Source organism: Deinococcus sp., from assembly GCF_018260405.1.
Classification (GTDB): Bacteria; Deinococcota; Deinococci; order Deinococcales; family Deinococcaceae; genus Deinococcus.
The window spans coordinates 1-14,818 of sequence record NZ_JAGLBG010000005.1 but is presented as its reverse complement, the minus strand read 5'-3'; the positions used below and the strand labels follow the sequence as shown (position 1 = coordinate 14,818).

Here is a 14,818-nt window from a genome sequence, read left to right as displayed (position 1 = left end):
GTTCGCGGTATGGCCCCGGCAGAGCTGCTCGGCACAGGCACCTTTGATGCCTTTCCAAGTGTGCCGGAATGTAGCGCAGTCCGTATCAGCTGGTCTTCAGCCCCGCGAAGCTCTGCATGGCCCGGAACTTCATATCTTCGACCGCCCCCCAGTCTGGAGTGATCCGGTCATAGGCCTGCTTCGCCAGCAGATCGGCGTCGGGGTCAGTGGTGTGGGTGGACGCCCCGGCGTCGTGGCAAAAGCCGCTGACCTTGGGGTCGTAGGTCAGGCCGCAAAAGGGCACCCCGGCTGCCGCCGCCAGAATCAGCGCGTGGAGCCGCACCCCGATCACGAACCCGCTCTGGGCGATGGTGTCCAGCGCCACCTGTGGGTCACGGGTGCTGATGACCTCGTCGGCGTCCAGTGATCTGGCGGCGGCGTCGTCGTGGTCGGGCATGAAGCTCAGGGCCACGACGCGCCGACCCTTGTGCCGCAGTTGCTTGACCGTGCGCCGCAAGCCCGGCAGCGACTCGGTCACGTCGCCGCGTGGGGCGATAATGACCGTGTGCAGATCGCGTTCCAGCCCGGCAGACGCCGCCAGCAGCAGCGCGGGATCGCCGCCAAGTTGGGCCTGAAGATTCATGTTCCGCAGCGTGTCGAGGCTGCCCCGGTCGCGCACAATGGCCTGCACACCCTGAAGCGCAGCCGCGACTTTTTCGGCCCCCGCAGGCGAAAGCGGCCCGATACTCTGGTTAAACACCACGACTCGCTTTCTCAATAGGCGGCTCAAGCGGATAATGCCCAAATAGTAGGTCAGGTTGCGGGCGCTGGTCTTGTCCTGAAGCAGCCCGCCCCCGCCCGACAGCACCAGCTGAGCGCCGCTAATGGCCCCCAGCAGGGCCAGGGGCTGCATGCGGGCCACGCTTTCGCAGCCGTACAACTGCGCGGTCTGGGCCGGGGTGTTCGAGAGCAGCACGGGCGTGTGGCCCTGTTTTTTCAGCTCGCGGGTAATGGCCAGGGCAATCGCCTCGTCCCCGGTATTCCCGAAACCGTAGTAGCCGCTGACGACAATTTTCATGCCTGGGCCGCGCCGTAACCGCGCCACAGCTTGATAACGGCCCGCACCAGGTAGGTCAGGATCAGGCCGCCCAGCAGGCCGATTCCCAGGCCGATAAAACAGCGGGTCGCGCTGATCAAAAAGGGCGTGTGGAAATGCGAGAACGTGTTCAGGATGCTCGCCTGGCCCATCACGCCGCCCAGCAGCATCAGGGCCCCGAAGTAGCCCGGCAGCGCCCCGCTGAGGCCCAGAATGCCCAGCGGGTGAGCGCCCATTTCCTTGAAGCGGGGGCGGACCATCGTGTCCTGTACGTGCTGGCGCAGCGAGACCTCGAAGTCGGAAGTGCTGCCGCCCGTGGCGTTACCGCGCCGCTCGTAGACCATCATCAGCAGGCCCAGCCCCAGCCCCATGATCAGAATGTCCCCGAACTTGATCGGCGCGTTGTACACGTCGGCCACCGTTTTGCGGAAGTCCTGGCGGGGCAGGAAGCTGGCGGCCACCAGCAGCAGGGGCAGCAGCAGCGTCAGGCCCACGCCCTTGAAGGGTTGCAGGCCCAGCGTACTGTTGTGGGTGGCGCCCAGCGCCGACACGAAGAACACCCCGATCAGACTTAGGCCCGTCGCCAGGAACCAGTCGGTCAGCTTGCCGCGCCGCAGCACCAGCCCCAGCGCCGGGAAGGTCACGGCAGCGACCAGAGCCGCGCCCTCAAAAGGATGAAACCCGTTCAGCCCGAACGCCAGTAGCAGCGTCAGGCCAGCCAGTACCAGCCCCAGGCGGCGCAGCGGAAAGCTAAGGGCTAGCAGCACCAGCGCCACGACCGGCCCGATGACGCTCAGGGCCTGAAGCAGCGAGCTGGGGTTATAGAACTGAATCCGGGGCGCCGTGACGGTCACGCCCGAGTTTTTCAGCAGGCTGGTGGTCTGGGTCAGCAGATCGACCGTTTCGTTGATGGTCGGGTAGGGCCGGAAATACAGCAGGCGCTGTCCACGTTCGCGGGCGGCGAGGTTGTATTTGCTGGCGATCTGGTCGGGCTTCAGTGCGTTTTGCCAGCTCGGGGCCACGGTAAAGAGCCTCGCGCCGCCGTGCGTCTGAACCAACTCGTCGAGGCCCTTTTGAATGTTGCCCTCGATGATGGCGGGCAGGCGGCTTCCCAGTGACTGGTCGACCTGGGTCAGCAGTTCGGGGGTGCGGGCCCCGATGACCTCGTCACCCGTGAAGATGATGTAGGGCACGTCCGGCCAGTCAGTGCCGACCTTGCTCACGGGCACGGCTTCGTCGGTGTAAGGGCGGTAGGCCAGCACCAGCCCCTGCGCCTTCAGGTCGTTCACCAGCTTGGTATTCGGGCCAGCGGGCAGGTAGCTCGGGTCGGTGGGCCAGTCGATCCAGCGCTGGCCGCCGATGGTGACTTCCGTGGTCGGAATGGTGTAGCGCTGCGTCAGGCGCAAGGCGTTCGGGCTGGCCCGCATGTACACGTCGCTGGTTTTGACCCCCTGGCCCGGAAAGTCAGCGGCCAGGTCGGTGCCTTTGCGCATATACACGTCGCCGCGCTGTTGCAGGCTGGCAATGGTGTCTTCATAGAGCGCCACGCCGTTGATCCCCAGGGCCTTGTACTTGTCGAGCAGCGCCTGCGGCTCCATGCCGTAGCGCCGGGCCTGAACGACCAGGGCAGGGTAGTCCATAACCATCGCAGTGGTTTTCTGGGAGCGTTCGTAAGACACGCGTTGCAGAGTCAACATCAGGGCGGGAATAAAGGAAAGCAGCACCAGTCCCAGCAGCAGCGGCGTTTGCGGGTGGAAGCTGGGGGTCGGCGGCACCGTATCGGGAGTGGGCGCCGGGTCGGGAGCTGGCACTGGATCAGGACGTGGTGCAGGCCCTGTTGCAGGCTCAGTCGCCGCACGGAGGTACGGATCGGGAGTGGTCACGGCTTACATCCTAAAGCGCCTAACAGCTGCTGGGAAATGCCCGGCGCATAACCCGGCAGCTGCTTGTGCCGGAACAGAGGCGGGGGCCGTTAGACGGCGGTGCGAATGCGGGCCGCCAGCATGTCCAGGGCGGGTTCATTCATGCCGCCGTGCGGAATAATCACGTCGGCGTAGCGCTTGGTCGGCTCGACAAAGCTCAGGTGCATGGGCCGCACGAATTGCAGGTACTGCTCGATCACGCTCTCGGGGGTGCGCCCGCGTTCCTGGGTATCGCGCAGCAGCCGCCGGATAAAGCGCACATCGGCGTCGGCGTCTACAAATACCTTCAGGTGCATCCGCTCACGCACGTGCTCGTCGTACAGGGCAAAAAAGCCCTCCAGCACCACGACCCGGCCCGGCAGCACCCGTGTGGTCGCCCCGGCGCGGGTGTGGTGGGTGAAATCGTACTCGGGCATCTCAATGGGAACGCCCGCCAGCAGGGCGTCTAGGTGCTCGCGCAGCAGTTTCCAGTCGAAGGCCGCCGGGTGGTCGTAATTGGTTTTCAGCCGCGCCTCAATGGGAATATCCGACTGGTCGCGGTAATAGTTATCCTGATTAAGCACCGCCACGCCCTGCGCCCCCACAGTTTCGATCACGCGGCGGGTCACGGTGGTTTTGCCGCTGCCCGAGCCGCCCGCCACCCCGATCACGAAGGGGCCGGTCATGCGCTCTCCGGGTGACCGACCGGCTTATCGGTCAGGTGGTTGGGCCTGTGGCCGCGTGTGTGTTGTTCTGCGAGTATCAGCATCGTTTCTCCCTACCAGTTTGGCGCGGCGTTCTTCGTCACGGTGTTTGTTCTCTAGCACCGTGTTCTTTGGTGCAGTGCTCCGGGCCAAGAGTTGGGTGCAGGGTAGCACCGTCACCCCTGACGCCTCAGGGAAAAGTGGGAGCCAGGGCACAGGCCACTAAACCTCCCGCAAAAGTGAGGGGTCGGGCCGCGCCGAAGCCCCGCTTTCGCCGAGCAGGGCGAGTAGGAGCAAACCTAGTTAGACTAACCGGGCGACTTTTTCAAGAGGTCTACTGAAAGAAGGCTGTCAGAGGTGAGCGGGCACGCTATTCTCTGTGAAGCTCAATTGCCACCGCACTACGCCTGTTACAGAGACAACTCTGGTCAGATCCACGAACTCGTATGCGCGAAGGGAGAAATAATGGAACGCATTGCGCCACTGGCGAAAATCCTAGCAGAAGCGAACGGCATCGAATGGCAGGACCTGCACGGTACAGGGGCAGGCGACCAAATCGTGGAGCAGGATATTCTGGACTACCTGTCCCGCGTTATGAGCGGCGAGGCCGAGCCGCCTTCGACCCCCGTAGACGCTCCGCCCCCAGACTGGAACGGTGAGGACATCCCCGGTGCAGGCATGTTCGACGTGTCGGCCCTGAGCCGCGCCGGAGTCGACAGCGACATCACCGACTTCGTGCAGCAGGGCCGCCCGGCGGGTGTGCAGCCTGCGGCCCCACAGGTTCCCGGTACGTCCGCGCCTGCACTGGCGAGCGACGATTTTGAACTCGAAGACGCTCCCGACGTGGTTCCTCCGCCTGCTGTCAGTGTCCCGGTGCCGACCGCTGCGCCTGTGGCCCCAGTTGCTCCGGCGTTCGGTGCGGCGGGCCTGAGTGTCCCCAGCACGCCAGTGTCCAGCACTCTACCGGGTGTCGCTGGGGGGCTGGCAACCGGAGCGGCTGGTGTTGCTACCGGAGGCCTGGGCAGCCTGCTCTCGCGCCTGTACCACAAAGAAGAAGCGCCCGCTGCGGTGCCCGCCCCCGAAGTGCAGCCCGCCCCGGTCATTCAGGCCCCGCAGGTGAGCACGCCCAGCTTCACGGCTCCTGAAGTCAAGCTGCCTGAGGTAAAGGCTCCAGAGGTGGCAGCCCCGGCTTTTACCGCGCCCAGCACGCCCTTGACCACGCCCGCCATGCCCACTGTGCCTGCCATGCCTGCCACGCCCGCCGAGCCAGCAGTCACGGCCCCGGCCTTTACAGCTCCGGTCCCCGCTGAGAACCGCATTGCTGTGCCGGTGGCCCCGGCCATGCCCACCCCCGCCGCCAGCTTTACCCCTGAGCCGGAACCAGTCGCCAGCCCCGCTCCCGCTCCTTCCGTTCCTGCGGCCCCCAGCACCGCTGCTACCCCTGAAGTGCCGCGCGACGCCGTGTGGTTCGGCACCTACCTGCGCCGCAGCGCCGACGTGAGCCAGCTGAGCGACCTGCGCGGCCAGCTGAGCGAAGCCCTGGAGCAGGACGTGCCGCTGGCCCTCCTGGTGGCCCGCGCCGCCCAGCGCCACGCCGACACACTGGGCCTCAAGACGGTCGCCATGCAGGACGTGCAGGCGAACGAAGCCCACAGCGTCGGCGAAGGCAGCCTGCGCGAGGCGCTTCAGGCCAGCCACCTTTTGTTCAGCGGTCAGCCCGACCTGCTGATCGTGGACGCCGGAACCCTGGAACTCGACGACCTGCACTACCCCCACACCACCACCCTCAGCGTGGGCCGTGTGGAGGGTGGCCGCGCCGGACTGAGCATTCAGGGCGACGTGGATCAGGCCAAGGCCGCGCAGTTCCTCGCTGCCGTGGCCCAGACGCTCGAAAAACCAGTCATCTTGCTGGTCTGAGCGACAGACAGGTACAGGTAAACGACAGACAGGTGAACAGCGGAGGCTCCGGCTTCCGCTTTTTACCTGTTGCGACGCTTATCTGCTCCTGAAGTTCTTGAAGTCAGGGCCAGACAACGTGGGCCGATACGAACTGCCGATTGAACCGGGCCGTTTTGGATTCAATCGGAGTAGAGGCGAGAAGGAAAAGTACGGGTTTCGCGGTTTAGTTCCAGCTCACCGCGCCGTAGGTCTTTTCGCGCTCAGGGCCGCACGAGAAGATGACCACCGGGCAATTCACCGTTTCCTCGATCAGGTCGAGGTAGGCTTGCGCTTCCCGGGCAAGGGTGCCCCGGTCGGTCGCGCCATCGGTCGTGGCCCAGCCCTTCATCTGTTTCATGATCGGCTGGCCCTCGCTGCCGTAGCCCACGCACACCGGAATGGTGTCGAGGCCGCTCAGGATGTCCATTTTATTGATGACCAGTCCGTCGAGGCCGTTGACGTCCACCGCGTACTTAAGCAGTTCGAGGTCGAGCCAGCCGACGCGGCGCGGGCGTCCGGTGGTGGTGCCGTATTCGTCCCAGGGGTTCGAACCGTCGCCGCGCAGCCGCAAGATGCCCGCCTCGTCGTGCACTTCGGTAACAAAGGGGCCATGTCCCACGCGGGTATTAAACGCCTTGGCGACGCCGTAGACCTTGTGAATGGCCTTGTGGCTCACGCCCGCGCCGACCAGAATGCCGCCTACCGTGGGGTGCGAGCTGGTCACGAAGGGGTAGGTGCCGTAGTTGAGGTCAAGCAGTGTGGCCTGTGCGCCCTCGAACAGCACGTTTTCGCCGTCCTTGATGGCCTGGCGCAGCAAAGCGCCCGTATCGGCGACAAAGGGCAGCAGGTTTTCGCGGATTGGGGCCAGGGCCGCCAGCGCCACCTCCACGCTGGTCCAGCCCGCGTCACGGGTGCTGTTGGGCTTGGCCTCCAGCAGGTGCTCGACCCGCTGACGCAGCACGCTTTCATCGGCGAGGTCGCCAAAGCGGATGCCCACACGCCGGGCACGGTCAGCGTAGGCGGGGCCGATTCCCCGGCCTGTTGTTCCCACGAAGTCCTTGCGCCCGTCTACGTATTTGTGATGGGGCAGCACCAGGTGGGCACGGTCACTGATTCGCAGGTCAGGGTTCAGACCGCCCTCAATAAGGTTTTGGCGTTCCTCGATGAACTTGTCCGGGTCGATAACCATGCCGTCGCCCAGAATCGAGACTGCCCCTTCGTGCAGCACGCCGCTGGGCAGCAGGTTAAGCTTGAAGGTCTTGCCACCTGCATTGACAGTATGTCCGGCATTCGCCCCGCCCTGATAACGGGCTACAAATTTCGCTTCCGGGGCCAGGAAATCAACGATCTTCCCTTTTCCCTCATCGCCCCACTGGGCACCAATAATTGCAATACCGGGCATTTCAGCCTCCTGCCATACGCCCAGACTTACTTTTCTCGCATCAACCCACGGCGGTCTAAAGGTTTAGAACGGCTGGGAGGCAAAAAAAAGCACGGCGCACAGCACCGTAATTCAGTTTAGCGGATTTGGGGTCGGTACAGAGTAGACAGTCTAGGAGGTGAGCGGGGTCGGGGAGGTGGTCGCCCGGCCAAAGGGGTGAGCAGCGGGGCAAGCGGCCAAAGGCATGGCTCTGGAATTGAATTCAAAGCCGCCCGTTTCAATCGGCAGTTCGTAGGGCTGCCCCCAAAATGGCGTTTGCCTGAGGGGCCACCAGAGCTTATCTTCCGGTTCGGTGAACTTTGGCCTCCGTAAACGCCCCAAAAACCGCGCACCACGCACTATCCTTCCCCCATGAATCTGCCCGAAGCCCGCGCCGCCCTCGCCCAAGCCCGCCGCGTCGCTGTGCTGACCGGGGCCGGAATCAGTGCCGAGAGCGGTATCCCGACTTTCCGCGACGCCCAGACCGGCCACTGGGCACGCTTCAGGCCCGAAGACCTGGCTAGCCCGCCCGCCTACCAGCGCGACCCCGCAGTGGTCTGGGAGTGGTATGCGGGGCGCTAACGCGACGTGCTGGCGGCCCAACCGAACGAAGGCCACCGCCTACTGGCCGAACTGGAAGCGCAAAAGGGCGCGGGGTTTTTTCTGGCGACCCAGAATGTAGACGGCCTGCACGCCCGCGCCGGAAGCGGCACGCACGGCGGCGCCCTAGTCGAGCTGCACGGCAACCTGCTCAGCGCCCGCGACGAAAAGACCGGCGAGACTTTCCCACTGCCCGCGCCCGCGCAGTTGCAGACCCCGCCCGTTTCGCCTAACGGCAACCGGATGCGCCCCAACATTGTCTGGTTTGGCGAGTACCTGCCCGCAGAGGCGCTAGACGCTGCCCAGCAAGCCTTTGCCGGGGCCGAGGTCGCCCTGATTGTCGGCACCAGCGGCGTGGTCTACCCGGCGGCGGGGCTGGCCCTGGAAGCGGTGCAAGGGGGCGCAACCGTCATTGAAATCAACCCCGACGAAACCGAACTGACGCCGCTGCTGACGTTCAGCCTGCGCGAAAAGGCGGGGCAGGGGCTGCGGCTTTTGCTGGAAGGGGAATACGAACTGGGCGGTTGATTCGGCTCAAGCCCGAATCACTCCGAGCGGACGCGAGGAGGAACAACAGACGGACTTTGCGGTGTGGACTGGTACAACTCGCACAGAGGGGGCGCGTGCCTAACGTTTCACGCATGGCGCTGCAAAAATCCTGACCGTAGGAAGCGACCAGGCCCCTTTCTGGGTGCCGTTTTGGTCAAGAAGCGGGCAGGCTTGCTCAAGCGAGTCCGTTTTGCCCAAGCGGGCACCGCCCGTACCGCCTTAGCGCGAAACCCGTATCTTTTTCTCCTCGGCCCGGATTGACTCCAAAAGTGCCTGGTTCAATCGTGCCCGGTTCAATCGCTAGTCCGTATCACCCTTTCCTATTCCCCGAAACCGCCCCCAGCAACCCGGCCAGCCCCCCCACAAAGCCGTCGTCCAGGCGGCCCCACGCCGGGTCGAAGGGCTGCGTGCGGGTCACCTCGTTGGGCACCACCACCACACGCATTCCGGCGGCGGCGGCGGCGGTGGCCCCGTTCAGGCTATCCTCCACGGCCAGGCACTCGGCTGGGCGCACACGCAGGCGTTCGGCAGCCAGCAGGTACAGCTCGGGGTCGGGCTTGACGCGGGCCACATCGTAGCGGGTCGCGGTGGCCTGGAAGAGTTCCAGCAGATTGTGCTGCGACAGCCAGCCTGTCACCCAGTCGCGGTCACTGCTGGTTGCCAGCGCCAGCTTCAGCCCGGCGGGTTGCACGGCCCGCAGCACCTCGCGCACGCCGGGGCGCACATCCTGGGCGCGGATGTCGGCCAGCAGGCGCTCATGCAGGGCGGCCTGCACGTTTGCGCGGTCACCTTGCACCGGCTCGGGTAGCCCAGCCCAGGGGTCGAAGGCGTCCCAGGTGCCTACCCCACGCTGCCAGTCGCTCAGGGCCAGTTCGCGGCCATGTTCGCGGTACAGGGCCTCCCAGCGGCGAAATTCGGTGGTCTCGGTGTCCAGAATGGTGCCATCAAAGTCAAAGATGATGGCCCGCAGGCCAGCAGGAACGGTCACGGGCTGAGTCATTTTGCCAGTCTATAAGGCCTCCGGTCAAAACAGACTCATGGCCCGCACTTTTGGCCGCCTGCCAACCGCTTCAGGGGATGAGCCGCGTGCCCGCCTCGCCCCGCGCCGCCGCCGCCAGCACCCCGGCCTGCATCCCGCTGGCAATGGTGGCGTGGGGCGCACCCCGTTCCAGCGCGTCCAGCGCGGCCTGAACCTTGGGAATCATGCCCCCGGCGATCCAGCCCGCACCGATTCCCTCTTCGGCCTCGGCGCGGGTCAGCTGCACGGCGCGGCTCGCGGGGTCGGGAAAGGCGCGGTAAACCCCGTCCACGTCGGTTAAAAAGACGATGCCCTGACCCAGCGCCCCCGCCACTGCCCCGGCGGCGGTATCGGCGTTTACGTTCAGCGCTTCGCCGCCCGGCCCGACAGCCACGCTACCAATCACCGGGGTCAGGCCGGTGCCCAGAAGTGTGCGAATCAGTTCGGCGTTTACTCCAGTCACGCGGCCCACCCGGCCCAACTCAGGGTTCAGTACCTCGGCCCGCAGCAGTTCGCAGTCGCGTCCCATCAGACCCACCGCCTGACCGATGTCCTGCGAAAGCTGCTTGTTCAGCTGGCACAGCGCCATCTCGACCACGTCCATGGCAGCCGGGCTGGTCACGCGCAGGCCACCCCGGAACTCACTGGCGACGTTGCGGGCGGCCAGTTCGCGCTCGATCACCGGGCCGCCGCCATGAACCACCACCACCGAAAAAGTGCCGCGCAGACCGGCGATTTCTGCGGCCACCGCTCGCCGCAGCTCCAGGCTTTTCATGGCGTTGCCACCGTACTTGACGATCATGCTCAGAGTGTAACGGTCAGGGCTGCGCCAGCCGCGCAACCTGATCCTGTTCGCCGGGTGCAGCGGGCCTGAGCCGTTTGGCGTACCACGTCATCGCGGGGCGGGCGTCCAGTTCAAAGGTGTAGCCCAGGCGCTCCCAGAAGCGCACGCCGCGCGGGTTGTCGCCCAGCACACTGGCCAGGATGCGGCAGGTGCCGCGTGGCAGGCGCGCCTCGAACTGCTGGATGGCCTGCGCCCCCAGGCTCTGGTTCTGGCGGTCATGGTGGATCAGCAGCAGGTTGATGGTCACGTCGCCCGGCTGCGGGTAGTCGGACTTGTAATCCAGGCTGCCGACCAGCTGCCCCGCGTCGTCATGCAGCAGTTCCAGATGCCGCCGGGGGTCTTGAATGGCCGTGGCGACGTCGGCCTCGACCTCGGGCAGCGTGGGGGTATGGTTGCCCAGCAACGCAAAATAGTTTGGGGCCGCCAGATAGGAGGCGTGCAGCAGAGGCGCGAGGTGCAGGGCTACAGGGGTGAATTCCAAAGTAGTGAGTCCTTCCACCCGACGGGCGGCTGGTTTAACCAACAAGTCGAGAATACGCCGACGTTATGACAGTTTTATGCCACTCACTTACTGGCCGGGCTTGAGACTGCCTTCATTCGCCCACTGGCTCAGCCGCGCTATCCTAAGGGAATATGAACGCTGTGCCACCCACTTCTGCTGCCGGTTTTTACGCCCGCCGCCTGGCCCGGCCCGGCGCGGTACTGGCGCCTATGGCGGGGTACAGTGACGCGCCCATGCGTCAGCTGGCCGCCGAGCAGGGGGCACTCTGGACCGTCAGCGAAATGATCAGTGCGCGCGGGCTGGCGCTGGGCGGCGAAAACGAGAGCCTGCATCTGGGCCGCCCGTACCCCGGCGAAACGGGACGAGTGGTGCAGCTGTTCGGAGCCGACCCGGACATCCTGGCCGACGCCGTGCAAAAGGCCCAGGCGTGGTTTGCGCCCGCTGCCATAGACCTGAATATGGGCTGCCCGGTGCCCAAAGTGCGCGGTAAGGGTGGCGCGTGCCTGCTCCAGACCCCAGAAGTCGCCTTCGACCTAATCCGCGCCATGAAAAGCGCCACCACCCTGGATGTGAGCGCCAAGATTCGCCTAGGCTGGGACAGCAACCGGAGTATCGAGATCGCTCAGGGGTTGTCGGAGGCGGGGGCCGCCGTGATAACTGTACATGGCCGCACCAGTGCCCAGCGGTACACGGGGCAGGCCGACTGGGAAGCCATTGCGCGGGTCGCGGCCAGCGTGCCGACTCCGGTGATCGGCAGCGGCGACATCCTGAGCGCAGAGCAGGCCCGAGAACGTCAACGCCTGGGCGTGGCCGCAGTCATGATCGGGCGCGGCGCGGTAGGCAATCCCTGGATTTTCCGGGCGCTGGCCGACGAGAACCCGGAGCGGCCCACCCCTGCTCAGCGGGCCGCCACCGCGCTCAGGCACGCCGAATTACAACACCAGTTCTACAGTGCCCCGGATCGCTACCGCCCCGGCGAAATGCGCTACGCCAGCATGAAACCGCTGCGTAAGGTGCTGCCCGGATACCTGCCGGATTGCCCCGAACTGCATGCCGAGCTGGTGCAGGTCGAACGCATCGAGGACGTGCGCCGCCTGCTGGAGCCGCTGGCCAACTTGCAGAAACCTAAATGTATGGGGCCACAACCGCGTGACGGCGCTGCTCCCGCGCTATTCTCTTAAACGATCATGAACGCCCAAGAGTACTACGCCTACATGGCCGCATCCCGCGAGCAGCTCTGGAATTTTGTGCGGGCACTTCCTGCCGCTGACCAGAACCGTGACATGATCGAAAGCGGCGAGCGTTTTCATTCCATTAAGGACTTGCTGCTGCATATCAGCGATGTCGAGGACCACTGGATTCATACCATTGCCCGCCAGGACGGAGTGCAGCGCGAAGGCCAATACCAGCATGACTGGGTCAGGCCGCGTGCCGAACAGTATGACCTTAACTGGATTATCGAATACAGCCAAGAGGTGACGCGCCGCACCCGCGAATTTTTAGGCAGCCAGCCTGACCTCACCCGCCCGGTCAAACTGATTCAGGACGACCCGGCCAGCGAAACGGCCACGCTGGATCATCTGCTGTGGCACGTCATGACCCATGAAGTGCGTCATACCGCGCAAATCGTCTTGATGATCCGGCAACTGGGCCACACTCCGCCCTGGCTTGATTACCTGCGCTTCGTTCGTCCCGAGGTCCCCAATAGTCCGTAAATCGGCACCGACCCCGGTGATGGTACCGACGACGAGGCACAAATGGCAAACGGAAGGCGGCGCTCAGGTCTTCCGTTTTCTTTTGTCCGGCACCAGCCAGCGCACCGCGAACAGGACGATCAGGCCCAGAACTACGATCAGCGGGCCGGTGTGGTCTTTTTTGACGCCCCACCAGTAGTGCAGGGTCGCTAAGCCTACGGCTGGATACACCAGTCGGTGCAGTCGGGTCCAGCGGGCAAACCCCAGCCGGGCCACGCTGCGGGGCGTGCTGGTCAACGCGAGGGGCAGCAGGAGCAGCAGCGCCAGAAAACCCGCCGTCACGAAGGGGCGCTTCAGAATGTCCTGGGCCATCTGCGACAGGCTTAAGTCCTGGTCCAGCAGATAAAGACCCAGATGCAGAGCAGCATAAAAAAAGGCGAGCAGCCCCAGCGCCCTGCGAATCCGGATGGGCCAGGGCCAGTGCGTCAGGCGGCGCAGCGGCGTGCAGGCCAGCGACAACAGCAGCAGAATCAGGGCCAGTTGCCCGGTCTGGTGGGTCGCCTGCCTGATCGGGTTGGCCCCCAGCAAGCCGCGCACGGCGTCTGCGGCCAGGACTGCGGCGGGAAGCAGCCCGCCTACGCTAACGGCGGGAACCAGCCAGTTCCAGCGGCTGGGCCGCTTCAAGACCCCACCATCAGAAGTTGCGGCGTAGGTCCAGCCCCTTGTACAGGTGCGCCACCTGCTCGGCGTATCCGTTGAAGGGCAGCGTCTGGCGGCGGGAAAACTCACCGATGCGCCGCTCGGTAGCCTGGCTCCAGCGCGGGTGATCGACCGCCGGGTTCACGTTGGCGTAAAACCCGTACTCAGACGGGGCCGCCAGCGCCCAGGTTGTGGCGGGCCGCTCGCTGGTCAGCGTGATTTGCACGATGCTCTTGATGCCCTTGAAACCGTATTTCCAGGGCACCACCAGCCGCAGCGGTGCCCCGTTCTGGTTGGGCAGCGCCCGCCCGTCGAGGCCCAGCGCCATGAAAGTCAGTGGGTGCAGGGCTTCGTCCAGCCGCAGCCCCTCGGTGTAGGGCCACTGGAGCACCTCCGAACGCTGGCCCGGCATCTGTGCGGGGTCGTGCAGCGACGTGAAGCTGACATAGTTCGCCTTGCCTGTCGGCTCGACGCGGCGAATAAGGGCCGCGAGCGCAAAGCCCATCCAGGGCATGACCATGCTCCAGCCTTCCACGCAGCGCATCCGGTACACGCGGTTTTCGAGCGGAAACCAGGACTGCAAGGTGTCGATGTCTACGGTCTGGGGCTTACGCACCTCTCCGTCGATCCTGACCGTCCAGGGGCGCGTGCGTAGCGAACCCGCGTTCTGCGCCGGGTCGGACTTGTCGAGGCCGAACTCATAGAAATTGTTGTAGGTCGTGGCCTGCGCGTAGGGCGTGACTGCCTCGGAGGTGTCGTAAGGCCCCAAGGGACGCTTGACCCGGCCCAGAGGCGCGGCGCTGCTGCCTGCCGCCCCGGCCCCCGAGGGACGGCGCGTGAGCAGTTCGAGGCCCCCGCCCAGCCCCGCTACCGTCGCCGTAAACAGTGTGGCCGAGCGCAAAAACTCGCGGCGGGACGTGGGCGGTTGAATGGCAGGCTGGGCCGTATCCGTGCCTATTTCGTCGCCTTCACGCTGCACCGGGAGTTTTGCCATGCCCTGTATTGTGCCCGGCTCAGCGCCCGCGCAAGGTGCCCTGCACTGCACTCATGAACTCGGCGCGGGTGCGGGCGTCGCTGCGAAACAGGCCGCGCATGGCGCTGGTGGTGGTCGAGGAATTCTGCTTTTGCACGCCGCGCATTGCCATGCACAGGTGCACGCCTTCCATCAGCACAGCCACGCCCCTGGGGGCCAACAGGTCCTGCACGGCGTCGGCCACCTGCGTGGTAATGCGCTCCTGCACCTGTAAGCGGCGCGAGTACAGATCCACGATCCGCGCAAACTTGCTGAGGCCCAGAATCTTAGCGTTGGGGATATAGGCTATATGTGCCCGGCCATAAAACGGCAGCATGTGATGCTCACACATAGAATAAAACTCGATATCCTTCACAATGACCATTTCACTGCCCTCGGCGGCAAAAATCCCCTCTCCGACCACTTCTTCCAGTGTCTGCCCGTAGCCCTCAGTCATATAGGCCCAGGCTTTAGCAACGCGCTGGGGCGTGCGTAACAGTCCCTCGCGCCCAGGGTCTTCACCTACTGCGGCCAGCCAGTCACGGGTCAAGGGTTCGAGTTCGGAAATGGTCTGTGGTTGCTCAGACTTGCTCAAATGGATGTCCTCCGGCACAAATAATACGGAGCGCCGATTGAACCGGGCCGTTTTGGATTCAATCCGAGCGGACGCGAGTAGCAAAATCCGTACCAACCAATTGTACGCGCCCCAATTGTACGTGCCCAGCCAGGCCACAAAAAACCGCCACCGCCCCGGAGTCTTACGGGCAGTGACGGGTGGGGGTCTGAGAGGCTGTCTGAGGCCCATATCGTCGGAGTATCCATGCTGCCCTCTTCATCAGGCGCACAATCGCTGGAGCAGAAT

13 protein-coding genes and 1 pseudogene are annotated in these 14,818 nt (G+C 64.8%); 4 read left to right on the top strand and 10 right to left on the bottom strand.

What is annotated here, in order from left to right; genetic code table 11:
• Positions 1-85 precede the first annotated feature (85 nt).
• The 3 genes from csaB to udk form a co-directional block, all read right to left on the bottom strand.
• Complete coding sequence (csaB, locus tag QZ269_RS01580; RefSeq protein ID WP_291423576.1) at positions 86-1,057, bottom strand: polysaccharide pyruvyl transferase CsaB; 972 nt, start codon at positions 1,055-1,057, stop codon at positions 86-88.
• The gene (locus tag QZ269_RS01575; protein WP_367272181.1) at positions 1,054-2,958 is read right to left on the bottom strand and encodes a DUF5693 family protein; all 1,905 of its coding nucleotides are present in this window, start codon (positions 2,956-2,958) and stop codon (positions 1,054-1,056) included. Before QZ269_RS01575 ends, csaB begins: the two co-directional genes overlap by 4 nt.
• Before the next feature lie 89 nt (positions 2,959-3,047).
• The gene (gene udk, locus QZ269_RS01570) at positions 3,048-3,662 is read right to left on the bottom strand and encodes a uridine kinase (RefSeq protein WP_291423574.1); all 615 of its coding nucleotides are present in this window, start codon (positions 3,660-3,662) and stop codon (positions 3,048-3,050) included.
• A 483-nt stretch (positions 3,663-4,145) separates the two neighbouring features.
• Here udk and QZ269_RS01565 point away from each other — a divergent pair, with 483 nt between their 5' ends.
• On the top strand, positions 4,146-5,597 hold the full coding sequence (locus QZ269_RS01565) for an E3 binding domain-containing protein (RefSeq protein ID WP_291423571.1): 1,452 nt from the start codon (positions 4,146-4,148) through the stop codon (positions 5,595-5,597).
• 205 nt (positions 5,598-5,802) lie between these two features.
• Here the strand turns inward: QZ269_RS01565 and QZ269_RS01560 are convergent, their stop codons facing one another.
• A complete protein-coding gene (locus QZ269_RS01560; RefSeq protein ID WP_291423569.1) occupies positions 5,803-7,020 on the bottom strand; it encodes an adenylosuccinate synthase in 1,218 nt (405 codons plus the stop codon).
• 390 nt (positions 7,021-7,410) lie between these two features.
• On the opposite strand from QZ269_RS01560, the pseudogene QZ269_RS01555 reads away from it, so the two are divergent.
• Positions 7,411-8,166: pseudogene (locus tag QZ269_RS01555) on the top strand (NAD-dependent deacylase).
• 331 nt (positions 8,167-8,497) lie between these two features.
• Here the strand turns inward: QZ269_RS01555 and QZ269_RS01550 are convergent.
• The 3 genes from QZ269_RS01550 to QZ269_RS01540 form a co-directional block, all read right to left on the bottom strand.
• On the bottom strand, positions 8,498-9,187 hold the full coding sequence (locus QZ269_RS01550) for an HAD family hydrolase (protein WP_291423567.1): 690 nt from the start codon (positions 9,185-9,187) through the stop codon (positions 8,498-8,500).
• A gap of 70 nt (positions 9,188-9,257) precedes the next feature.
• Positions 9,258-10,007 carry an acetylglutamate kinase gene (argB, locus tag QZ269_RS01545; RefSeq protein ID WP_291423565.1) on the bottom strand — a complete coding sequence of 250 codons (750 nt, stop codon included), beginning with the start codon at positions 10,005-10,007 and terminating at the stop codon, positions 9,258-9,260.
• Positions 10,008-10,023: 16 nt separating this feature from the next.
• Positions 10,024-10,530, bottom strand: a complete 507-nt coding sequence (locus tag QZ269_RS01540; protein WP_291423563.1) for a GNAT family N-acetyltransferase — start codon at positions 10,528-10,530, stop codon at positions 10,024-10,026.
• Between the two features lie 152 nt (positions 10,531-10,682).
• Between QZ269_RS01540 and QZ269_RS01535 the strand changes: the two genes are divergently transcribed.
• A complete protein-coding gene (locus QZ269_RS01535) occupies positions 10,683-11,732 on the top strand; it encodes a tRNA-dihydrouridine synthase (RefSeq protein WP_291423561.1) in 1,050 nt (349 codons plus the stop codon).
• A 6-nt stretch (positions 11,733-11,738) separates the two neighbouring features.
• Entirely contained in the window at positions 11,739-12,266 is a 528-nt protein-coding gene (locus QZ269_RS01530) for a DinB family protein (RefSeq protein WP_291423558.1), read from the top strand.
• 63 nt (positions 12,267-12,329) lie between these two features.
• Here QZ269_RS01530 and QZ269_RS01525 read toward each other — a convergent pair whose 3' ends face one another.
• The 3 genes from QZ269_RS01525 to folE are packed head-to-tail and all read right to left on the bottom strand — an operon-like array spanning position 12,330 to position 14,551.
• Complete coding sequence (locus QZ269_RS01525; protein WP_291423556.1) at positions 12,330-12,929, bottom strand: sulfite oxidase heme-binding subunit YedZ; 600 nt, start codon at positions 12,927-12,929, stop codon at positions 12,330-12,332.
• Positions 12,930-12,939: 10 nt separating this feature from the next.
• Positions 12,940-13,938, bottom strand: a complete 999-nt coding sequence (gene msrP / locus QZ269_RS01520) for a protein-methionine-sulfoxide reductase catalytic subunit MsrP (protein ID WP_291423554.1) — start codon at positions 13,936-13,938, stop codon at positions 12,940-12,942.
• Positions 13,939-13,957: 19 nt separating this feature from the next.
• Entirely contained in the window at positions 13,958-14,551 is a 594-nt protein-coding gene (gene folE, locus QZ269_RS01515) for a GTP cyclohydrolase I FolE (protein ID WP_367272180.1), read from the bottom strand.
• Positions 14,552-14,818: the final 267 nt, after the last annotated feature.